The sequence below is a fragment of the Acetobacterium wieringae genome (assembly GCF_001766835.1).
Lineage (GTDB): Bacteria > Bacillota > Clostridia > Eubacteriales > Eubacteriaceae > Acetobacterium > Acetobacterium wieringae.
In genome coordinates, this window is the sequence record NZ_LKEU01000035.1 from 1 (window position 1) to 23974 (window position 23974).

The 23974-nt window shown below is 44.3% G+C and carries 13 protein-coding genes and 1 pseudogene; 11 read left to right on the forward strand and 3 right to left on the reverse strand.

Annotated features, from left to right (window positions below):
* The 4 genes and pseudogenes from ACWI_RS19265 to ACWI_RS12470 all read left to right on the forward strand — a co-directional run.
* A pseudogene (locus tag ACWI_RS19265) lies at nt 1-243 on the forward strand (transposase); the annotation flags it as partial.
* Between the two features lie 358 nt (nt 244-601).
* Complete coding sequence (locus tag ACWI_RS12460; RefSeq protein WP_070371768.1) at nt 602-2605, forward strand: hypothetical protein; 2004 nt, start codon at nt 602-604, stop codon at nt 2603-2605.
* Nucleotides 2606-2808: 203 nt separating this feature from the next.
* Nucleotides 2809-8412, forward strand: coding sequence for a leucine-rich repeat protein (locus ACWI_RS12465; protein ID WP_070371769.1), 5604 nt, complete (start codon nt 2809-2811; stop codon nt 8410-8412).
* A 255-nt stretch (nt 8413-8667) separates the two neighbouring features.
* Entirely contained in the window at nt 8668-12591 is a 3924-nt protein-coding gene (locus ACWI_RS12470) for an Ig domain-containing protein (RefSeq protein WP_070371770.1), read from the forward strand.
* Nucleotides 12592-12723: 132 nt separating this feature from the next.
* Here ACWI_RS12470 and ACWI_RS12475 read toward each other — a convergent pair whose 3' ends face one another.
* The 3 genes from ACWI_RS12475 to ACWI_RS12485 form a co-directional block, all read right to left on the reverse strand.
* Nucleotides 12724-13221: a hypothetical protein gene (locus tag ACWI_RS12475; protein ID WP_070371771.1), complete on the reverse strand. Its 498-nt coding sequence runs from the start codon at nt 13219-13221 to the stop codon at nt 12724-12726.
* Between the two features lie 265 nt (nt 13222-13486).
* Nucleotides 13487-14782: a glutamate-5-semialdehyde dehydrogenase gene (locus ACWI_RS12480; RefSeq protein ID WP_070371772.1), complete on the reverse strand. Its 1296-nt coding sequence runs from the start codon at nt 14780-14782 to the stop codon at nt 13487-13489.
* 283 nt (nt 14783-15065) lie between these two features.
* A complete protein-coding gene (locus ACWI_RS12485) occupies nt 15066-16178 on the reverse strand; it encodes a tyrosine-protein phosphatase (RefSeq protein ID WP_070371773.1) in 1113 nt (370 codons plus the stop codon).
* A 108-nt stretch (nt 16179-16286) separates the two neighbouring features.
* On the opposite strand from ACWI_RS12485, the gene hemW reads away from it, so the two are divergent.
* The 7 genes from hemW (at nt 16287) to ACWI_RS12525 (ending at nt 23957) form a co-directional block, all read left to right on the forward strand.
* Nucleotides 16287-17456, forward strand: a complete 1170-nt coding sequence (gene hemW / locus ACWI_RS12490) for a radical SAM family heme chaperone HemW (RefSeq protein WP_070371774.1) — start codon at nt 16287-16289, stop codon at nt 17454-17456.
* A 148-nt stretch (nt 17457-17604) separates the two neighbouring features.
* Complete coding sequence (hrcA, locus tag ACWI_RS12495; RefSeq protein WP_070371775.1) at nt 17605-18639, forward strand: heat-inducible transcriptional repressor HrcA; 1035 nt, start codon at nt 17605-17607, stop codon at nt 18637-18639.
* An 8-nt stretch (nt 18640-18647) separates the two neighbouring features.
* A complete protein-coding gene (gene grpE / locus ACWI_RS12500; protein WP_070371776.1) occupies nt 18648-19220 on the forward strand; it encodes a nucleotide exchange factor GrpE in 573 nt (190 codons plus the stop codon).
* Between the two features lie 134 nt (nt 19221-19354).
* Nucleotides 19355-21181, forward strand: coding sequence for a molecular chaperone DnaK (gene dnaK, locus ACWI_RS12505; RefSeq protein ID WP_070371777.1), 1827 nt, complete (start codon nt 19355-19357; stop codon nt 21179-21181).
* 361 nt (nt 21182-21542) lie between these two features.
* Nucleotides 21543-22715: a molecular chaperone DnaJ gene (dnaJ, locus tag ACWI_RS12515; protein ID WP_070371779.1), complete on the forward strand. Its 1173-nt coding sequence runs from the start codon at nt 21543-21545 to the stop codon at nt 22713-22715.
* 327 nt (nt 22716-23042) lie between these two features.
* Nucleotides 23043-23477, forward strand: coding sequence for an RrF2 family transcriptional regulator (locus tag ACWI_RS12520; RefSeq protein WP_070371780.1), 435 nt, complete (start codon nt 23043-23045; stop codon nt 23475-23477).
* Between the two features lie 48 nt (nt 23478-23525).
* Nucleotides 23526-23957, forward strand: a complete 432-nt coding sequence (locus ACWI_RS12525; protein WP_070371781.1) for an MOSC domain-containing protein — start codon at nt 23526-23528, stop codon at nt 23955-23957.
* Nucleotides 23958-23974 lie beyond the last annotated feature (17 nt).

Here is a 23974-nt window from a genome sequence, read left to right on the forward strand (position 1 = left end):
TCGTGTGAGGTTAATCAGGATGATTGTCTTGATGCGAGTACTTTTGTAAAATATACTGATGACGGGATCAAGGCTATGGTTAAAGAGAATCAGCGATATTCTGGAATAATGAGCTTAAACAAGACAGAAAGAAATGAATGTATCCGGATAATACATAAGGAAACGAGTTGTAGCATTCGGCAATTGAGTAGGGTGCTGGGAATCGGAAAACGAATAATCGAAAACGCGATCAAAGAACAGTAAGTAAGAATTTTATTGCGGTTTCTTACTTTGGTTGCTTTAAAAACAGAGAATAGAGACGATTCGGGTTCTTCGGGACTCGGGTCGTCTTTTTAAGTTTTTGAAGTGGCTGGTAAATATGGGGGAATCTTTTCGCTCCAAATTGATTTAGCGTTGACAGCCGTGACAGGATGTTCCAGACTATAGTGCCATCCGATCTAACCAGCCAATCCCGACGCAGGTGCCAATGGTATTTGTGTTGGAATTTCAATATATAAGAGTCTGTCAAACTTAGATTGCAAAAAAGGGCATTAAGGTGTAAAATTCTAAGGAGAAGCTAACATGAAAAGAAACATAAAACAAATATAAACGGAGGTACAATGTGAAAAAATTAAGAATAGGTATTATCGTAGGTATGTGCATGATGATCATGGGCTTGCCAACCGTTGTTTTGGCCGAAGGAACAGATACCACAGCAGATATGGCTTTTGGTGTGGCGTACCGTACTCATATTGAAAACGAGGGCTGGGCTCAGGGTTGGATGCACGATGGCAGCCTTTCTGGATCGGAAGGCAAAGGTCTGCGTTTAGAAGGAATTGAGATTGAATTATCGGGAGATGTGCCGGATGGTTTAGGAATACAATACCAGACTCATATTCAGAACAAGGGCTGGGCTCAAGGTTGGGTGTCAAACGGTGATCTGGCCGGTTCTGTGGGAGAGGGTCTGCGGCTGGAAGCCATTGAAATCAAACTGACTGGCACAGATGCTGCGGATTATTCAATCAAATATCGCACCCATATTCAAAATCAAGGCTGGGCTCAGGGTTGGGTAGCCGATGGCGCTTTGTCTGGATCAGAAGGTAAGGGTCTAAGGCTGGAAGCCATTGAAATACAAATTGTTGAAACCCCAGTGAAAGTCGCTTTTGACAAATATGAAGCGGTCTTGGGCCAGGTCAATGAAGATGACTATACCAGCGCATCCTGGGATCTTTATCAGGATGTCGTTGCCAAGAATGTTGTCACCAAAGAAGACATCGCCAACAAAATTACTGAAGCAACCACGGCAATTGAAAAAGCGCAACTGAGCCTGGTAAAAAAAGCAGATCTAACCATTTATAATGACGTGCTTGAAAGCGTAAAAGAAGCCGACTATTCGCCAGAAACCTGGGCGATCTATCAGGCTGTAGTGGAAGCCAATGTGGTGACTGAAGAAAATACTCAGGCCGAAGTGGATGCAGCGACCATTGCGCTAATCAAAGCCCAGAAAAATCTATTCAAACTGGCAGATTTAACAAATTATGAAGCTGCCTTGGCAGCCGTGACCCAGGACATGGTCAAGTCTGGTTGGACGGCATATAAGGCTGTGGTTGATGCCAATGTGGTTACAAACATGAATACCCAGGCCGAAGTCGATGCAGCAACTGCTAAAATTTTGGCAGCCCAGAAAAGTCTGGTGCTTTATTCTGATTTAACAAATTTTAATAAAGCGATTGCTCTCTATGTCCAGTATGGTGGAGATGCAGCCAATGCGCCGTATACCTCAAGTACCTGGAATACCTATACAGCAAAGTGCGAGAACTATGGAACGCTGACAGACGGTAAATGGGTATATGATACAATTACCAAAGATACTGCTCAGTCAACCATTGATGCGGCTACCGCCGATATTGACAGTGCCAAGTTGAAATTGGTAAAAACGGCTGATCTAACGGCATTTAATGCAGCGAAAAACATTAAGGTAAGTGATGGTCCCTATACCACTGCTTCATTTACCGCCTATACCAATGACAGTCAGGTGAAGGCTATTACGACTATTGCGGCTGATACCTTAAAGAATTATCCCCAGTCGGTGATAGACAGTTACACGGCCACATTGATCGCACTTCAACAGACTATTTTAGTGAAAGGCGCAGACTTGACGGCTTATAATGCTGCTTTGGCAGCAGTCCAGCAAGCAAATTATACACCAGCTTCCTGGACAACCTATCAAACAGTGGTGACGGCAAATGCGGTGACACCCGATAACACCCAGGCGGATGTGGATGCTGCAACAGCAAAAATTGTCGCAGCTCAGAAAAATCTGGTTTATAGCGCAGCTTATGTAGTTGCCAATGCCAAAATTAACACATCTAATTTTGGGGTTCGCACGGTTGGGGACAATATTCTGACCCGGGCGAATGATATTATTTCTGCAGCGGGAATCGATAAAACGGATTATAGCATCACATTTACTCGGATCGATAGCGGTACCGCAGTGATTAATCCGACAACGGGTTTAATAATCGATGAGGGCAATACGGTGGCAACGGTCACCTTTACAATTACGCCTCTTGATGGTGGTGCAGCTGGGACAACGGCAAACATGGATATCTATATTAATCCATAGATTAATAGGCAAAAAAGAATTATCTCTTAAATTTTAGTGCAATTGTTCGGGTTATTGGGCAATTGCACTTTAATATTTATCCAAAAAAAACTAACGAATTGATTTGAAATGTCGATATCTTTAATACGCTGTATGATGGCGAAGGCAATAAATAAAATAATCGAAGTGTTATAAATATATGTGATAACAAGGAGGTAATCGGGATGAAAAAACGAATCAAACAAGGGGTAAGCTGGATACTGGTATTTATGATGATACTGACCTCTATGCCACTTAACGTATGGGCCGAAGACAGTGGAATAACGACGATGGAGACGAATGGCACGTTCACCTGGACGACAGTGGATGGAGGGGTCGAGATCACCGCGTATTCCTTTGCTGATGGAGGACCAACAGTAGAAATCCCCGACACGCTGGGTGGCAAAAAGGTTGTGGGTATTGGCAGCAACGTTTTTAAGGGCCTGGCAATCACCAGCATTAACTTTCCGGATTACCTCCTTTACCTGAAAGATGGGGTGTTTTACGATTGTGATGTCCTGGTTGAAATCGAACTGCCCTCTACCCTGACTGCCATTTATTCAACAGAAGGAAACCCGACCTTTGGCAATTGCTCAAACTTGCTACGTGTCAGCATCCCAAAATCCGTGACAATCATGGAGGGGTACGGCATGTTTAAAGACAGCTTATTGGTAGAACTTTACGGTGAATCACCCTCAACGGCAAAAGACTATGCAATGGAAGCAAATCCGGAAATACCATTTAACGTTATCGAATTTTTGACAGTGGATGAATTTCTGGTCTCACCCGATACTGAAATTGGAGTGGGTAATCCCGTTACGCTAACGAGCGCAGTCTCTGGTGGTACCGGAACCATTAAATATGACTTTTTCTGGGATCTGATCAGCTATGATGGGACGGAGTCGACAGGCACAATTGCGATGGACACCGCCTCGAATGCAGTTAATTTCCCCCCGACTTTGGCCGGCACCTATACCTTTTATGTCAGGGCAACCGATGGCAGTGGTAAGACAGCATTAAAGGCTGTAAGTGGTTACAAGGTAACCAATGAACCAGTGATTGCCGAAAATGGCTTTAAAGCCAGCAAGGTCTCGCCTCAGTATTATGACAGTGAGATTTTGCTGACGGTAGAAACAGTCGCCGATACCGGCAGCGGGACGCTAAATTACCGTTTCTATTATACCAGTGGTGAGGTTTCTCAGGAACTTGGCAATTCGGCAACACCCCAAGCCACCTTTACTCCCAGTCAACCGGGCATATATAATCTTTATGTGGAAGTCACTGATCAACAAGGTTTAATAGCTAAAAGTGAGATGTTGAATTATACCATTGTGGATGATCTGGCTGTCAAATCGTTTACGGCATCACCGGATAATTCGCAGGCCCATGCTATCGGGACGGAGATCCTTTTAAATGCCGAAGGTTCTGGCGGGAAAACGGCCTATCAATATCGTTTCTCGGCACTCCATGAGGATGGCGAAGAAATTTTGATTCAGGATTTTTCAACCGCAGCGACGGCCAACTTTACTCCGACAAAGGCCGGCTATTACGATCTTATTCTGGAACTAAAAAACGGCAGTGGTCGAATTATTGAAGAAACCATTGAAAATTTTGAAATTGTTCCGGTAGTCGCTTTGTCTGCGGCAAAAGCTGATGGCAGTCCAGCGTATGTTTGGGATGAAGTCAGCCTGACAACGAACATAACCGGAGCCAAGGCGGGTTATGTGTACTCCTACTATTATACCCTTGGTTCAGATTCGACAAAAATCCCGATTGTTTCCAAAGTGGCCGAAACGACACAAGCTTTCAATCTGCCATCAGCTGGTAATTACCAGTTCTATGTTGAAGTGTATGAAAATGACGTTATGGTAGCCAGTGCCACATCCAACACGGTTACAGTATTACCTAAACCAGAGGTAACCCTGAAATCAGATAAGACATCGCCCCAGAACCGCAATACAACCATAAAATTTACCGCAACAGCAAGTGGCGGCAAGGGGCCCTATACCTATCAGTTTAGCTGTGACCGTGACGGAGAAAGTGTATATAAGGGCGTAGCCATGGCAACGAACAATTTTAGTCTGCCGTTGGTTGAAGCCGGGGAATATACCGTTACTGTAGTTGCCAGCGATGCCAATGGGATTCAGACGGAAGCGGAATCACTTGTTTTTATCATTCAGGATAATCCGCTGGTTCAGCTAACCACAGATCGTGATGAGGAAAGCCTTCATTATGCTGGGGATGAAGTCATCCTTCAGGCAGATGTGGAGGGTGGTACCGCACCCTTTACGTATCATTTTTATTATAAATTGGGTACCAAAACAGTGGAACTGACCGATCCTCAGGTTGATGGCAGTGCAGCGTCGATCAGTGTGACGCCATCAGTGGCCGGCACCTATACTTATCTAGTCGAAGTCACCGATCAGACCGGTTTGAAGACGACGGCGACAAAAACCGGCTATAAGGTCTTGTCAGCAGTAGCCACTAAAAGCTTTGTGACGGACAAATTATCTGGTCAGAATGTTAATACCCCGATCAAATTGACGGCCAATGGCAGTGGTGGCAAAACACCATACACTTACAAGTTTTCCTATCAACTAGATGGTTCCAGTCCGGTTGAATTAGATCAAAAAGCGCTGCCGACAACCAATACAGTATTATTCACACCGACTCAGGTTGGTAACTACACCCTGAAAGTAGAAATAACCGATGACAATGGCAACGGGCAAACCACGACCGAGACCATTGAAAACTATAAAATTGTCAATGGTCCAGTGATTGGTGAAATTACTGCGGTCAATAGCAATGATCCCGGAGCGGCAATATATGTCAATGATCCCATTCTGATCACCGCAGTATTGCAGGAGGGCACCGGAACGGGATCGATTCAATATCGTTTTACCATCAAAAATGGATCGAATGTCGTTAAGACGGTGACCCAGACTGATGATAACAGTTTTGAATTTACGCCGACCACGGCAGGAACCTACAGTGTGGTCGTGGATGTTAGTGATGCGGATCAGTTGATAGCGAGCCGAACCCTAAAAAATGTGGTGGTATTAAAAACGCTGACAGCAGTGCTTAAAACAGATAAAGCTTCGGGAACATCAATTAACTCAGCCATAAAACTGTCGGCCTCGGCGGCTGGCGGGAAATCACCTTATTCTTATACTTTTGAATGGGAAGATGCTTTGGGCACTACAGCGACCATTCAAGAAGATTCGATCGTTAAAACAGCAGTGCTCACCTTTAACAATCCGGAAAATGTGGGCTTCTATACACTGCGGGTGACGGTGACTGATGCCAATGGAATTAAAGTCGTTTCAGAACTGCCGAACTATCAAATCAAGAATCCACCGATTATTAATGAATTTTCGACCAACCCTGTCAAAGGGACACCTGTTTATCCTGGAAAAGAAATCACTCTAAAGGCTGATGTCGCAGAGGGAAGCGGTGAAAATGCACTGGAATACGCCTTTTATGTCAATGGCAGCACAGAAAAGCTCCCGGATAACGATGGTGATCCATCCGATGTTATTTATACACCTTTGAGCGGTGGTTCCTATACCTTTGAGGTAGTTGTTTCTGATGGCGTCAGTAGCGTCAGGAAAAAAATAACTGGTTATAAGGTCAACACTGGACTGGAAGTCACCAGTCTAAAAGCCAGTAAAACCAGCGGACTGATTATCGGTGATACGATTCGCTTAACAGCAGCCGGTAAAGGCGGAGTTTCACCCTACACCTATCAATTCTCATATAAAATTGAAGATGATGAAGGCCATGTAATTAAAGCGCAAACCGATATTGATTCGGCAAACCCTTCATTGAAAAGTATCGATTTTTCATTGACTGAAGCTGGAAACTACACCTTTTTTGTAGAAATTACCGATAAAAACGGGGCTGTCAGTTTAAACACCATTGAAAAGACGCTGGCATTGACAGTAACAGATCCGCCAATTATAACCGGTTTGACAGTAACAGATCCTGAAGCAGAAGAACCGCAACCCAGCTTGACCAGTTCCTATGTAAAAGAAGCGATTAACTTAACCGCCACCAAAAAAACCGGTGCCGGCGGCGACAATTTGACCTATACCTTCGGTTACAAGGTTGGTTCAAAATCAGGCACCATCGATGCTGCCAATGTAACAGGAAATGTGGCCAGTTTCACACCGAACATTGCCGGTACGTATACCTTTTATGTTAGTGCCAAGGATGAAGATTCTGGCTTGACGAGTGAAACGTATACCCTCAGCAAGTTTGTGGTTTTTAGAACCTTCGGGGTAAAAAGTCTTAAAACCAACAAACCGTCAGGTCAGGATATTAACACCGAAATTAAGTTGACAGCCACTCCAGATGGTGGAAAAGCACCATTTACCTATACTTTTTACCAGAAACTGCGAGAAAATGAAGCGGATACAATCGATGAAGCTGATTATGCAGCATGTCTGATCCCGAGCGATAAAACAAAGAATTATGCCACCTTCAAGCCGGAAACGGAAGGAACCTATATTCTGTTGGTAAAAATTACCGATGCCAACGGGATTGCGTCCACCGAAAGCATTGATTTTGATGTCTATAATCCACCGGTGGTGAGCTTAACAACCAATAAAACCGGATTGCCGGTTTATGCTGGGGACTCGGTTGAGCTGACCGCAACGGTGGCTTCCAATACCGGGATTGGTGAAATGAGCTATCTCTTCTATTGGACCAAGGGAACAGTGACCGAATACATGGATACGAAGTCCACAGCAGATCTCCGGATAGCAAACGCTGATTTTGTACCAGATCAGGCAGGTACCTATAACCTTTTTGTGGAAGTGACGGATGACAATTATGCAACGACTACGGCAAAAATTGGCAGCTTTAAGGTGCTGGGAAATGTTGGTGTCAAGAGTTTGGTGGTGGATAAGAAAACACCTCAGAATGTTGGTACAACAATTAAATTGACCGCCACCGGAATCGGTGGAAAAACTCCTTATAAGTATCAGTTCTATTACAAGCTGGATAGCGAAAACGACGAAGATGATGTAGAAACATGGACAAAAATTGGTTCATCGACCACATCCCGATATATCAGCTATCGGCCAATGAAGCCGGGACTTTATTCCTTTGGGGTAGTAGTTACCGATGCCAATAATCTGATCAGCAACATTGATGGCGATGGCGCAACATTGATGGAATATCAGGTGATTGATCCACCGATCATCCGACGTTTTTCCGTGTCGCCTACTGGCAAGCAGTATGAAGGAGAAGATGTTACGTTGACAACCAGCGTTACTGGCGGTAGTGGCGATTATAACTATGAATTCGCGTATCAGCGGGGGAGTGAAGAACCGGTGACGATTACCGAAACAGCCGATGCGACACCGGGAATCATTAGCTTTAAGCTAGACGAAGTGGGCACCTATCAATTCTTCGTTAAGGTAACCGATAATAAAAATGAGGATGTAACTTCAAATACTACCGAAAAAACCATCGACAGCTACGCCGTGATTAAAAAAGCTTCGATAAAAGATTTTCTCATCAGCAAAACCAGCATGGCATTGGGAAGCAGTGTCCGACTGTCGGCCACTGGACAAGATGGCATCAAACCCTATTTCTATCAGTTCTCCATGAAAAAAGAGGGCGACAGTGAAGAGACGATTATTCGAGCTTTTTCAACGACCTACTACTACACCTACAAGCCACCAACAGCAGGGAATTATACCTTCTATGTGGATATAAAAGACAGTAAAAATGAAACGATATCGCGAAGTGAAGTGACCAACTCACTTGCTGTAACAGAATAATCAACTAGACCCAATCGTATTAATTATGGAGCTCTCAACTGGCTGATGCCGGTTGGGAGCTTTATTTCTTTAGAAAACCCAGTTTTGATTTGGAAATTTGCTGAATCCATTAAAGATTTTTTATTTTTTGACGATAACATCATCAGGATAGTATGATATAATTGTCTTAAAATAATTTTATTCAGATTTGACGATCGGTCGACGGATCGATGATATAAGCAATTTAGGACAGATCATAAAAAAGGAGGTCTTGTCATGGCAATAAAAAAAACGACAGCTTCGATGTTATCGGCTGTTTTGCTGACTTCGGTGCTTTTTTCGCCGGCAGTATGGGCTGAAGGCGCTCAGGCATCAATTGTTACCGAACCGGGAGTTCAGTACAAAACACATATTCAGGATTATGGCTGGGAAACCACCTGGAAAAGCAATGGTAGTTTGTCAGGCACGGTCGGAGAGTCGAAACGACTGGAAGCTTTGCTGGTGGGACTAACTGGTTCGCTGCCGCAAGGGGCAAGCATTCAGACCTATGTTCATGTGCAAAATCGGGGCGATTTGGGTCCGTTTGCCATGGGTACGGAAGCTGGAACCAGTGGGCAGGGTCTGCGTCTTGAAAGTGTCCGGTTAGTCCTCAACAATATGCCGGGGTATCGTCTTTTATACAATGTTCAGGTTCAGAACCAGGGCTGGCTAAAGGATATCAACGATCCGAATACCTGGTTTAGAAATGGTGAAACCGCTGGAACATCAGGGCTAGGATTAAGGCTTGAGGGACTTCGAATAAAAATAGTCGAAGTGAATGAGGAGTACGAAACGTATCTTTCGACCCTTAAAGCGGTTAATCCCTATTCATATACCAGCGAATCCTGGGCCGATTATCAGGAAATTGTCGATGCCAATGAGATGACAACGGATAACAGCAAGGAAGAAATTATACAGGCCATTGCCAACATTACGGCGGCACAGAAAGACCTGGTGCTGGCAAAGAATTTAACTGCTTATAGGGCAGCGCTTGCTTCTGTACAGGAAGTGAATTACACCCCGGATACTTGGTCGGTATATCAGGATGTGGTGGCTGACAATGTGGTTACAAAAGATGACTCCCAGGCTGATATCAATACTGCTCTTAAAAATATACTGGAAGCTCAGAAAAAATTGCAGTGGAAGGTTAATCTAACTGAGTATCAGGCAACCTTGGATGCCGTTCGTGAGGAAGACTATACAGCAGAGTCATGGTTAGTATATCAGGGAGTTGTGTCATCTTATGCCATGACGGAAAACAATACTCAGCCTGAAGTCGATGCAGCGGTTAAAAAAATCGATGAAGCCCAGAAAAGAATGGTCAAAAAATTTGATTTTACTGCTTATAATGCACTGCTTAACGCAGTAAAAGAAGAAGACTATATTGAAACCACCTGGGCAATTTATCAGGATGTGGTTGATGCCAATTTCGTGGATGAAACCTTCTCCCAAAGCGATATTGAAAAAGCCATTAAAAATATCGAAGAAGCTCAGAAGAAGTTGATTAAGAAAGCTGATTTAACGTACTATCAGGCGGTATTGGATGCAGTTAGCAAAGAAGACTACACCACGGCCTCCTGGAATGCCTATCAGAAGGAGGTTCGCTCCGTGGTAGTGAATGCCATGAGCAAGCCGGAGGTTATTGATGAGGCTGTTCTTAAAATTTTGTCAGCGCAAATGAATCTGGTACCGGCCGGTGACATGCGTTATTACTACGCAGCCATTAATGGGGTGATTCGAACCGACTATACGACGGCATCATGGGATGCCTACCAGAAAGTAGTGGCGGCTAATGTGGTTGTTCCGGCTGATGGACAGGAAGCCATTGATGCAGCGACCGAAAAAATCGAAGCAGCGCAAAAGAAATTAGAGGGAGCTGCCGAAGATCTTGACGAATATAATGAGTTAATTGGTCTTGATCAAGATAACTATACTTCAGCATCCTGGGCAACTTATCAGAAAGTCATTGACGCTAATTTTCTGAAACCACAGGACGGACAAGCGAAGATCAATACAGCGGTGACAAAACTGCGGGCAGCCAGCCTGAAGCTGGTGGAAAGAGCCAGTGATTTTACCGAGTATAACAAAGCCTTGAAATACAATCTTTATTTAGGAAAAGACCCAGCTGATACGACTTCGACAAAACCACTGGTTGAGATGAAGCAAGGTGAGTACACGACGTCGTCTTGGGCAACTTATCAGAAGGTCTTGGATGCTAATATTATGGATCCGGATAAGTCGCAGACTCAGGTTAACACAGCAGTGGCCAATATTAAAAAGGCTCAGTACAAGCTGCTAAAAGGCGGTGATCTGGCGCGATACAACACGATATTGAATTACAATATTGTTCTTGGTAAAGATCCAGACGACGCTGCTGATCTCCGAACCCTTAAGCCGATGAAAGAGGTCGATTATACCTCCACATCGTGGACGGCCTACCAGAAGATCTTAACTGCCAATGAAATGGATTCTGATAAATCTCAGGCCCAGATTGATGCTGCGGTGGTGAAGATTACCCGGGCTCAACAAAAATTGATGGAACGCGGCGATCTTGAAGAATACTATGATGTATTGAATCTCGTGAAAAGAGCTGACTATACGACTAAGAGCTGGACTGAATATGCCAAGAAAATAGCATCGAAAGGCTATTTTGTAACCCCGGATAATACTCAGGCAGAAATCAATCGTGCTATTGATTTAATAAAATTAGCCCAACTTAATCTACAGCAACGGGGTAATACTGATGAGTATTATGATTTGATTGATAAATATTCAGATCAAAGTGTATTTAAGACGGCCCCCTGGAGTGCCTATTTGGCTGTTCTTGCAAAGAATGTTGTTTCGTCAGAGAATACAGACTCCGAGATTAAGATTGCAGTTGATGCGATCAAGCGAGCTCAAGCCGTTCTGGTTCAACCAGAAAATGCAGCATCGATCCTGACTGCTTATAATGAGGCGTTGGCTAAAACAGATGCTGCTGGTTCATACACACCAACATCCTGGCAAACATATCAAAATACAATCAAACCGTATTTAGGCTATACAAAAGACATTGACCAGGCAAAAGTAAATGAAGCAACAGCAAAAATTATTGAAGCGCAACAGTTCCTCATTCGAACAAATCAGGCAGAACTGGATGCTTTTGAAAATGTTATTGAGATGTATCTGAGAAACAAAATGCAAGTTGGAAAAGGTTATGTCGAGCAGCTTAATAAATATGTTGACCCGGGTACCTGGAATGATTATGTTGATACCGTTGAAAAATATGCAGCAGCATATACAGACTATACATGGCAACAAACGGTAATTAATAAAGATAGTCGTCCGGAAGTCATTATTGCTGCGACCGAAGATATCAAAAAGGCAATCAGAAACCTTGATCCTGATGGTATAAACCTCGATCTTGATTATAGTGGCTATGATATAGCAGTAGCAGCCGCTAAACCCTGGCGAGACGATCTTACCGTGTGGCCTAACACGATGGCTCAGGTGGCTCCACTGTATACGCAAAAATCTTATGATGATTATGTCAGAGATTGCATCAATTATGAGATTTTCAATCGGATTGAATCGACCAGAGAAGTATTTATGGATCAAACGAAGATTAATAATGCGACCAGCATGATCACCAATGCTCAAGCGACCCTGTATTATAGAGCTACCGAGTCAGATATTGCTGGCTATAATGCGCAAGTAACAGAATTTAAAACCTTAAGAAGTTCAAAGAGTAACTACACGACAGCGACATGGGATAATTATGAAATGGTTTATCTCAACTCGCCGGCAAACTTGAATGATCTGCCAAACTTGAAACAGATCGATTGTAAGAGTGCTACTGATCAGCTTAAGGCAGCACGAGATGCCCTCAAATATACCGCCGTATATGTGGGAACAAATGTGACTAAAAATAATTTACAATTACCGAGCATTACGACGGGAACAAATTTATTGACCCGGGCTGAAGGTTTGCTGTTAGACAAAACAAAATATAAGGTTGAGGTGGTTTCGGTAAGCGGAACACCAAATGCTGAAGTGGATAATAATGGTGTTGTTACAGGTGTTGCGGGTTCCTTTGCAACGATTAGTTTTAAAATCACCGAATTAGCAGATCCGACAAATAATTATGTGACAGTTACCATTGCCGGATTAGCAATTTCTTGATGCCAAGAAAACTGCAAAAAAAATATAAAGATTTCAGATATCAAAAAAATCCCTTATTAGGAGCTCCTGCTCTTAACAAGGGATTTTTACTTTTTGAACTAATCTTCAGAGATAACGAAGAGTTGGGATCAATCACGATACCCCATTCACCACAACTTCCATTCCCGCCAGATCAAAACCGGTTTCGCAATAAACCGAATAGGTATATTTGTCCGTTTTCCAGGTGGCTAAGCCCATGCCATCGGGGTTGGTCTGGTAGAGAACCGGAATGCCGGAAGCGTTTGCTTTAGTTTCGCCGCTCTGGAATTCGGTGTAAACACCCGCAATGTTGTCGATCATCACATCACCCTTACGAACCGTGTAGTTGACACCACCCAGGGTAAAATTGGCCTGGGCAATGTCATCAGAGATAGTGAAGTATTTCACATCCGTGATGCCGGTTGGCAGGGTTTCGAAGGTAAACCCGATTGCATCCTTAATCGCCTCACTTGAGGCCTGTTCTACCATCGGGTTGGGTAGTTCGGTTTTGGAATCATCCTTTTTTTCGGCGGCAGGGGTGCAGCCAGTAAAAAGAAGAACCGTGAGAGAAACAAGAATCAAGGGAAACAACAACAGTTTTTTTGATTTCATAATAGACCTCTCTTTATTTTATATTTTAGGTAATTGCAAAACTGCCGTGAGCTTTGCGCCCAGTTTCGCACGAAACAATTTTTACACTGTACGGCGGACAGTTCGCTGAACTGTTCGCCTACACGTTACAAAATTATTTGTGGAAACTGCACTCAAAGCAATCATTGTTCGATTTTTTTCATTTCGCAATTATCTATTTTATTTTTAGATGTTGGGGCATGTCATGGCAACGTTTCGTTTGTCATACCGGTTGTTAAATTTGCGGCTAAATCGGACAGTTACTGTCCTTGGCCACATGGGTAAACTGGCTTTTGCCGCTGGCATAATCAGCTACGCATTGACCATGACCCAGTAGTTTGTATTTATAACTAAGCAGTCCGTCCAGGCCAACCGGACCCCGGGCATGAAGTTTGCTGGTGCTGATCCCCACCTCGGCGCCGAAGCCGAAACGGAAGCCGTCGCTGAAGCGGGTTGAACAGTTCCAAAAAACACCGGCTGAATCCACCAGGGTCATAAAAGTTTGAGCGGTGGTTTCGGTGGTGGTCAGAATCACATCGGTGTGACCGGAACCGTAGGTGTTGATATGGTTAATGGCCGTGTTCAGATCGGGTACAATTTTAATTGACAGGATGTAATCCAGGTATTCGGTTTTCCAGTCGATCTCGGTAGCTGCTTCCACGGCAATGATCGCCTGTGTGGCAGCATCCCCCTTAATATGAACATTTTTGGCCTCCAGTGCCGTTTTAAGTTGCGGCAACAGAGCAGCGGCGATTTTTTCGTTGACTAGCAGGGTTTCCAGGGTATTGCAGGCAGCCACGTACTGGGTTTTAGAATCGACAATGATCGCAACGGCTTGGGTAAGATTGGCATCTTCATGAACATAAACATGGCAGATGCCATCGGCGTGGCCCATCACCGGAATATTGGAGTTGTTCATAATATATTGAACAAAGCTGTTGGAACCCCGGGGAATAATCAGATCAATGTAGTGATCCAATGCCAGCATGGCAGTGACGTCTTCCCGGGTTTCCAGGTTTTGGAGCCAGTCCTTTGGCAGACCCACAGAAGCGGTGGCTTGATTGATAATTTTAGCAAGCAGTCGATTGGTTTCCAGGGCTTCACGGCCGCCTTTTAAAAGTACCGCATTGCCGCTTTTCAGGCAGAGGGTGGAAATCTGAACAAAAGCATCGGGTCGGGATTCGAAGATAACCCCAATGACCCCAATCGGGCAGGTGACCTTATAGAGATCCAGACCTTCATCCAGTTCGGTTGACAGCTTGGTAGCTCCCAGGGGATCGGTCAGCTCCATCAGGCTGTGGATTCCCTGGATTACGTCATTGATCTTTGCAATATCGAAGGTCAGACGTTTAAGCAGGGGGGCACCCAGGTTTTCTTCCTGAGAGCGTTTCATATCGACTTGATTGGCAACTGCAAGTGCTTCTTTGTTTTCTTCCAGAGCGTTGGCAATGGCCAGCAGCCCGGCATTTCGCAGCTGACCGTCGGTGGCTGCTAACAGGATGCCCGCCTCCCGGGCGATTTTTCCGCATTGTTCCATTTGCATTGGCATTTCCTCCTAAATTTTGGGATTGGGTTTTTAGGGCGAGGGTCTGACCCCTTGGTCATCACGGATCGCTCCTACAAACTAATGTGTGATAGTCGTATTTTAATAAACTGTAAATATGGATTCGTAGGGGCGGGTTTTACCCGCCGGAGGGACGTTTGTATATTGACCAACATTCCGGGCGAATGCGATTCGCCCCTACACTATGATGTGTGACATTATATGTGTTAACAGAGTTATTGTTTTCTTCGTAGGGGTGGGTAAGCCACCCCAATGACGGCCTTTATTTTGCCAATAAATTCTCTCGAATCTTCTTAAAATCTTTCTCTCGTAAATCAGTTTTTTCCATTAAATAGGTTTCCACATTTCCGAAATTGGTGTTGACATAGTTCATCGAAATCTTTAACCACTCAGGCTTGACACCATAAAATTCCCAGAGGTGATAATTTTCAATGCCCAGTTCTTCAGACATAATGTTACCCAGCAGGTTAAAACTCTCGTCGAAGGTCAGATTCGTCAGCGTATAGTCAGACAGGATCACATCTTCACTAACGCCTAAAATGCTCAGAATCAGATAAGTCATAAAACCGGTACGATCTTTACCGTTGGTGCAATGATAAAGAATTGGGTATTCCGATGGTTCGGTTAGGTATTTGAGCACTTCGGCAAAGCACTGGGCCCGATCTTCAGTCTGGATTTTGTAAATATGGCGCATAAATGCATCAATTACGCCAGGTTGAGTGAAGTCCTGATGGTCCAGTTCCATATCTGCACTGGTGAAAATTGGCAGCAGATGGTATTCCGTATTCTTGGGCAACCGATCAGCCTGACGCATTGATTTGGATTCATTTCTGAAATCAAAGACATGTTTAAGGCGTAGGGCCGAAAAATAGTCGACGTCCTTATCGGAAAGGTGGGCCAGTTCTTCACTACGGATCACTTTTCGCCACTTGATTTTGCGACCATCGATTCCCGTGTAGCCGCCGATATCCCGAATGTTGATGGAATTTTCCAGTTGGATCAGACGTTTACTCAACTGGGTTTCTTCACAAAAAATCAGATTGTTTTCATCTTTGAAATTATATAAGATCCGACCATTGGGGGCAATCAACCCCGGATAGGTGGATTTTTGTGGTTCGGACTCGGAAACAGGAGTAACCTCAGCGGAGGTGGTTTTACTCGGTTTATCAGGATGAGCGGATTCGGTCGTTGACATACTTACTGGAGGCAAATTTTCAGACAGGGGTTCGTTGAGAATCGTTTCTTTAGTGAGTGCTTCAGACCAGGTGGTAGATGGGGGTGACTGTTTTTTCCGGATTCGTTTGCTAACCAGAAAATAAGCGGGGATAGCAGCAGCTGCGCCAGCAATTATGGCAAGGGTGGTCGTTTTTTTCATTGATGATTTCCTTTCTGTGACTTCCATAGGATCTGTTTTTTGATTCATTATATGTTATGATTATAGCATATAATGAATCAAAAAGTCCTAAAATGTGAGGAGTTAAGTATGAATACGTTAAGTGTTACTGATGGCCCGTGTCTGGGAATTTACTGTCATATTCCGTTTTGTCTCAAAAAATGTGCTTATTGTGATTTTTCGTCATTCTCTCGTCAGAGTGAGGCAGTAATCAGAGATTATTTTGCAGCCTTGCATAAGGAAATTAGAAAATTTATCGAAGAAAATAAAAAATTTGCGTTACCAGCAGTGGATACCATCTATTTTGGTGGGGGAACACCTTCTGCAGTTGATGTCAGACACATCGAAGCTACCCTTTTGCTGTTAAATGAAGTATTTCAGATAAAGGACGATGCCGAAATCACCATTGAAATCAATCCCGGGACGCTGACTACCGATAAAGCCAGACGCTACAAAAAGGCGGGGATCAATCGGGCCAGCGTGGGGCTGCAGGCCTGGCAGGATTTTCTGCTAAAAATCCTTGGTCGGGTTCACAGTCAGGCCGATTTTATCAAAGCGATGGAGCTCTTAAAAGAAGCGGGATTCAGTAATTTTAGCGTGGATGTAATGGTGGGCTTGCCGGGACAAAAGCTCGAGGATGTAATGGAAACCTTGCAGGCGGTAATAAAATATGCCCCCACCCATCTTTCCTGTTATAGCCTGATTTTGGAGTCGGGAACACCAATGGCCAACTGGGTGGAGTCGGGGCAGTTGGAGCTGCCGGATGAAGATGAGGAACGGGAAATGCACTGGGCCGTGGATGCTTTTCTAAACGAACAGGGATTTTTGCATTATGAAATATCCAGCTTCTGTCGACCCGGATATGAGAGCCGACATAATGTAAAATATTGGGAACTGGTTCCTTACCTGGGTTTTGGTTTGGGGGCTCATGGTTATTTTAACGGCCAACGTTATGGAAACAGTAATGAACTTAACGAGTATTGTCAGTTGCTGAAAGCGGACAAATCACCGTCAATTTTTGAACCGGCGATGACGCCGGAGGAGCAAATGCGTGAGTGGATGTTTTTAGGTTTACGCAAACTGGGTGGGATTCGGGAGGACGATTTTTGCGCCCGTTTTGGAGAAAGCTATTTTGTCCCGTTTGGTGAGGTTATCCAGTCGCTGATCACCGCCAGATTACTGGTATGGGACGGGTCGGTTTTGAAGTTGACACCCAGGGGGCAGGACTTTGGAAATCAGGTATTTATGGCTTTTGTCTAGATGCAATCAGGTCGAAAAAATAACTTAAGAAAACTTTAAAAAGTGAGTAAGCCATTATAGAAACTAGTTGACAAAGTAGGGGTAGGGTGTTATATTTAACTCAGATGTTAGCACTCAATTATTGCGAGTGCTAATAACGAGGTGAATCATGGAACTTAACGCACGTAAAAAGAAAATATTAGAAGTGATCATCCGTGACTACATCAATACCGCCGAGCCGGTTGGCTCCCGGACGCTTTCAAAAAGATGTAATTTGGGTATCAGTCCGGCCACCATTCGAAATGAGATGGCTGATCTTGAAGAACTGGGTTTTCTGGTTCAACCCCACACCTCTTCGGGACGGATTCCAACCCAGCAAGCCTATCGTTATTACGTTGATGAAATTATGGAGATCCAAAAACTTGAGAAGATGATCCGGACGGATATTCATCGCGGTTTTCTGGATCATACCACTGAACTGGGACCGACGATGTCGCATACTGCTCAGGTTTTGTCGCAGCTAACCAACTATACAGCAGTCGTTCTGGCGCCTCGAGTTACAAATTTTAACTGTAAACATGTCCAAATTGTTTCTTTAATTAAAAACAGGGTACTTATGGTAGTAGTGACCCAGGAGGGCATGGCTAAAAACATTGAGGTAACCCTTTCCCAGGAGGTTGATACCATCCTGGCGCTGAAGCTTTCCAATGTGATTAATGGATTTTTAAAAAATACCGTTCTCAGTGAGATGAGTTCGGATTTAATCGATCAAATTCAGGAATTGTCCCCGGCGGAAAGTAAATTGATCCATGAGATTATCCCGCATCTAAAAAAAGCCTTGATGGAGGACGCTTCGGAGGTTCACTCCACCGGATTAACCAATCTATTTAATTATCCGGAGTTCAGTGACGTCAATAAGATTAAGCAATTGATCAATATTGTTCAGGAAAAGCAGGTGCTCTCAGAAATGATGGCATCCAAGGATGGCAATCAGGTCATTCGGATAAAAATAGGGAGTGAAAATGACAATGAAAATCTTAAAGACTTCAGCATTATTACTTCCACCTACGAGTTGGATGGCGAAATGATGGGCGCCTTTGGCGTAATCGGACCCACCCGGATGAACTATGACAATGTGTCGTCGGTTCTTAACTATATCCGCAATGAGTTAAATTTACATATCTCAAATTTATTAATGAAATAGGTGATTAGATGATAAAAGAAGAGGAAATTAAAACAGAAACCGCTTTTGAAACAGATGAAGCGCTTTTAGATGAAGCAGAAACAGTAGCCGATGAGGCCGCAGCAGAGGAAACCGCAGAGACATCTCCGGAAGAGGTATTAAAGGAGATTGTAAAGGAGGATGAGGCCGTCTTGAATCGCCTGATCAGACTTCAGGCTGATTTTGAGAATTTTAAAAAGCGGAGTCAAAAAGAAAAAACAGAAATGTATCAATTTGCATCAGAGAACTTTGCTACCAAGCTGTTGCCGGTAATGGATAATCTGGAGCGGGCGGAAGCCGCCTTAACCGATGCCAGCGAGGAAGCCAAAGGTTATATTGATGGACTGGAAATGGTTTTTAAGCAGCTTAAGGATGTTCTCAAAGAAGAAGGACTGGAAGAAATTATCTGTGAAGGTCCCTTTGATCCCAATCTCCACCATGGCGTTGCTGTTGGTGAGGACGAAGAAAAAGAAGACCAGGAGATCATGGACGTATTCCAGAAGGGGTATAAATTCAAGGGCAAGGTAATCCGGCCAGCCATGGTTAAGGTTTGCAGCAAGTAGCATTGCAGCAGCTTGCATTAAAAAATGAAATTATAATTAGCAATAGAATCATAAAGAATCAAAAATTCGCTGGTCTTATCACCAGAAACGAGTTTTTATTTAAAAAATAGTAAACAATTCAGGAGGAAATAGATATGAGTAAAGAAAAAATTATCGGGATTGACTTAGGAACCACAAACTCTTGTGTAGCCGTATTAGAAGGCGGTGAAGCCGTCGTAATCCCTAATGCCGAAGGAAATAGAACGACCCCATCGGTTGTTGCTTTTGCCAAAGATGGTGAGCGACTGGTGGGACAGGTTGCCAAACGACAGGCAGTTACCAATCCGGATCGCACCATTTCGTCAATTAAACGGGATATGGGGACCGACCGTAAAGTAACCGTCGATGACAAAAGTTATACTCCTCAGGAAATTTCAGCCATGATTCTGCAAAAGCTTAAAGCGGATGCCGAAGCGTATCTGGGTGAAACTGTCAGTAAAGCAGTTATCACCGTACCGGCCTACTTCAGTGATGCCCAAAGACAGGCGACCAAAGATGCCGGACGGATTGCCGGTCTGGAAGTACTGCGAATTATCAATGAACCAACCGCAGCAGCGCTGGCTTATGGTTTGGATAAAGATGCCAATGACAAAATTATGGTCTATGACTTGGGTGGTGGAACATTTGACGTATCCATTCTGGAACTGGGGGATGGCGTTTTCGAAGTAAAAGCAACCAATGGAAACAATCACCTGGGTGGTGATGATTTCGATCAGAAGATCATTGACTGGATGGCTTCTGAATTTAAGAAAAGTCATGGAATTGATCTTAAAAATGACAAAATGGCTCTGCAACGACTTAAAGAAGCAGCTGAAAAGGCCAAAATTGAATTATCGACGGTTATGAAATCAGATATTAATCTACCCTTTATCACCGCCACGGCAGAAGGTCCACAGCATTTGGAATTATCCCTGACCCGGGCAAAATTCGATGAGCTGACTTCAGATCTGGTTAAGAGCACCATTGGACCGGTTGAAAAAGCCATGAAAGATGCCGGCCTTTCTAAAAATGAATTGGATAAGGTAATTTTAGTTGGTGGCTCGACCCGAACCCCATCCGTACAGGATGCCGTTAAAAACATTACCGGTAAAGAAGCCTACAAAGGGATTAACCCGGATGAATGTGTAGCCATCGGAGCGGCGATTCAAGCGGGGGTATTAGCTGGTGAAGTTCATGACGTATTACTGCTTGATGTCACCCCATTATCTCTGGGAATTGAAACATTAGGTGGAGTATTCACCCGGTTGATCGATAGAAACACCACGATTCCGACCAAGAAAAGTCAGACATTCTCAACTGCAGCAGACAATCAAACGGCTGTTGACATCCATGTTTTACAGGGTGAACGAGAAATGTCCAAGGATAACAAGACATTGGGTCGCTTCCAATTAACCGGGATTCCAGCAGCACGACGAGGAATTCCACAAATTGAAGTAACCTTTGATATTGATGCCAATGGTATTGTCAATGTGTCCGCTAAAGACATGGGAACCGGTAAATCTCAAAATGTTGTTATCAAATCGACCACCAACATGAGTGACGAAGAAATTGATAAAGCGGTTAAAGAAGCTGAACAACACGCTGAAGAAGATAAAAAAGTAAAAGCTTTGATAGAAGCTAAAAATATTGCTGATTCCACGATCTATCAAACTGAACAGTCCCTGAAAGAAATGGAAGGTAAGGTTTCGGATGATGATAAGGCTAAGGTTGAAGCGGCGATTGCCGAACTGAAAACAGCCAGTGAAGGGGATGATGTGGAAGCCATTACAAAGGCAACCGAAGCATTAAATGAATCCTTCTACCCATTAGCTCAGAAAATGTATGAGCAAGCCGCTGCACAACAGGCACCTGACGAACAGGAAACTACAGATCAGGGTGATGACGATGTTGTGGATGCTGAATATGAGGAAGTTAAAGAGTAAGAATTGCCAGAAACCGGCAAAAACCAGTGGCAGCCAAGGCTGCCACTCTTTTTCGTGGAGGCAACGAGCCAAGCGCAAGCGCGCCTGCAGTTGGCGACTGCCTGCAAACGGCTCAAAATGTGGGTGAGCGTTTTGAAAAGTTTCGTGGAGGCAATTGTAGGGGCGATCTGTGATCGCCTGGAGCGTGGATCAAGAAACTGACGTTTATGCGCGGGCGATCGCGGATCGCCCCTACGGACCATGATTTGCAGATTGTTGAAATAGACGCTCCACGAAAAAAGACTTTAACTCTGCTGTTCAAAAAGGTATAATAAGTAGTTGTTTAGTTGGTGTTTAGGATTCAAAAGAGGTGAGAGTATTTATGAGTGAAAAAAGAGATTACTACGAGGTGCTGGGGGTCGGTAAAGACTCCAGTCCGGATGAGATAAAAAAAGCATACCGAAAAAAAGCCATGGAGTTCCATCCGGACAAAAATCCGGGGAATGCTGAAGCTGAAGAAAAGTTCAAGGAAGCCAATGAAGCCTATGAAATTCTAAGTGATGCCGATAAGAAAGCCCGCTATGATCAATATGGTCACGCCGGGGTTGATCCCAATGCTGGTTTTGGCGGCGGTGGCGGCGGATTTTCCGGTGGTTTTGGTGGTTTTGAGGATATCTTTGGCGATATTTTCAGCGCCTTTGGCGGCGGCGGTGGGTTTAGCGGCGGCCGTGGTGGTCGACGTTCCAACCGGGGCTCTGACATGAAGATCAGTATTAATCTGTCTTTCCATGAAGCCGTTTTTGGCATCGAAAAGAAAATTAAGATTAAACGTAATGAAGAATGTGGAAGTTGCGGCGGTTCTGGTGCTGAAAAAGGATCGACTTCAAAAACCTGTGACCAATGTGGCGGTTCGGGTCAGGTTTATGTCAGACAGCAGACGCCATTTGGAACAGTTCAACAGGTTCACACCTGTGACAAGTGTCATGGTGAAGGCAAAATCATTGATAAACCGTGTCCCACCTGTCATGGTTCCGGACTTGAATCCAAAGAACGCACCATTAGCATCAAAATTCCCGCTGGTGTCTATGACGGTTCAATTCTGCCACTGCGAGGTCAGGGCAACGCCGGGCCAAACCACGGCAGTGCCGGTGATCTGCTGGTGTATATAAGCGTTCGGGAAGACCCCTTATTTAAACGCAGCGATGACGATGTTTATTATGAACTGCCCATTACCTATGCCCAGGCGGCGTTGGGTGACAGCATTGTGGTACCGACCATTGACAGCAAAATCAAGCTTAAAATACCAGAAGGTACCCAAAACGGTAAGGTATTCCGACTTAAAGGAAAAGGGATACCCAATGTTAACGGCCGGGGTCGGGGGGATCAGTTTATTACTATTAAGGTGGAAGTACCCCGTAAGCTCAATCGTGAACAGCGTCATGCATTAAACGAGTATGCCAAGGTAACCGGAGAAGACGCGCATCCGGAAGGGAAACGTTTCTGGTCTCGGGTTGAAGCCGAAGAAAAGGAAAATCATCCGAAAAAAGATGCCTGATCATTTTCAGGCGACAAGTTCGAAAGCGCCCGCCAAGCATCATTTGATGTGTATAAGACAACACAACAATTGACGGTATGCCAAGGCGTATTAATCAAAAGTCAATTTATGCCGGAGAAATCCGGCATTTTTTAGTTGACAAAGAAAAGCTGGAGGCATATAATGAAAACAAAAAACATATAAAACTGATATGAATTGAGTATGCGATATAAAAATGTGAGAAGTAGAATGCGGAAGGAAGAGGATTGAGACCACAAATCACCAGGCTTATGCGGGGATGTTGTCAGTGCTCAATTAAAACCACCGATTATCAGGAGAATACCGATTATGAAAATATCAACTAAAGGGCGTTATGCGTTGCGGCTGATGCTGGATCTGGCGATTAATAACACCGGGGAGTATATTCCCATCAAACGGATTGCTGAGCGTCAGGAAATTTCTGAAAAATATCTGGAACAGATTATTACCCAAATTTCCCGGGCGGGGTTTGTCCGGAGCGTCCGGGGTTCACAGGGCGGCTATCAGCTGGCCAATCCGCCGGAAGACTATACTGTAGGGATGATTTTGCGGCTGATGGAAGGGGAGTTATCTCCGGTTGCCTGCTTGGATGAACCGGGTGGCTGTGACCGGGCGGATCGTTGTGTTACAGTTGATGTCTGGCGGCAAATAAAAGAAGCAGTTGAAAATGTGGTGGACAATATTACCCTGGCAGATCTGGTAAAGTCTTATAATGAAAAGGGCACCTGCGAGTATTTTATTTAAACACGATGAAGAGGCAATAAAAATATATGAAAGAAGCAGGTGAACCAATTGGGAAAGGTTAGCGCTGTTTATCGAAGCGTAAAAAAGGGTGAGCGCAATCGTCTGGATCAACCCGCTCTTTTTATCCCGGGGTTTGGACTAGAGGGGGATCATCACGGTGGCCGGGATCAAAGACAGGTTTGTTTGTTTGGCCGTGATGACACCGATCAAATAAAAATAATTAATGGGGCAGGTTTATGCACGGGGCGGTTTAATGAAAACATCACCACCGAGGGCATCGAGCTGTTTAAATTGCCGCTGGGTACCCGGGTAAAAATTGGCGAAACCATTCAGGAGATTACCCAGATTGGAAAAAAATGCTTTGGCTGTGAAATCGGTGATGAAAACGGAAAGTGCGTTTTGGCCAATGAGGTTGTCTTTACTGCTGTGATCGTAGGTGGCAATATAAAAGCTGGCGATACCATTGCAGTACTGGTGTAAACTGTTTTGTGCAGTAA

Coding starts and splice junctions, on each gene's coding strand:
- ACWI_RS12480 (WP_070371772.1), bottom strand. CDS start 14,782: ATGCAAATGGAACAATGCGGAAAAATCGCCCGGGAGGCGGGCATCCTG.
- ACWI_RS12470 (WP_070371770.1), top strand. CDS start 8,668: ATGGCAATAAAAAAAACGACAGCTTCGATGTTATCGGCTGTTTTGCTG.
- ACWI_RS12465 (WP_070371769.1), top strand. CDS start 2,809: ATGAAAAAACGAATCAAACAAGGGGTAAGCTGGATACTGGTATTTATG.
- hrcA (WP_070371775.1), top strand. CDS start 17,605: ATGGAACTTAACGCACGTAAAAAGAAAATATTAGAAGTGATCATCCGT.
- ACWI_RS12485 (WP_070371773.1), bottom strand. CDS start 16,178: ATGAAAAAAACGACCACCCTTGCCATAATTGCTGGCGCAGCTGCTGCT.
- dnaK (WP_070371777.1), top strand. CDS start 19,355: ATGAGTAAAGAAAAAATTATCGGGATTGACTTAGGAACCACAAACTCT.
- hemW (WP_070371774.1), top strand. CDS start 16,287: ATGAATACGTTAAGTGTTACTGATGGCCCGTGTCTGGGAATTTACTGT.
- ACWI_RS12520 (WP_070371780.1), top strand. CDS start 23,043: ATGAAAATATCAACTAAAGGGCGTTATGCGTTGCGGCTGATGCTGGAT.
- ACWI_RS12475 (WP_070371771.1), bottom strand. CDS start 13,221: ATGAAATCAAAAAAACTGTTGTTGTTTCCCTTGATTCTTGTTTCTCTC.
- grpE (WP_070371776.1), top strand. CDS start 18,648: ATGATAAAAGAAGAGGAAATTAAAACAGAAACCGCTTTTGAAACAGAT.
- dnaJ (WP_070371779.1), top strand. CDS start 21,543: ATGAGTGAAAAAAGAGATTACTACGAGGTGCTGGGGGTCGGTAAAGAC.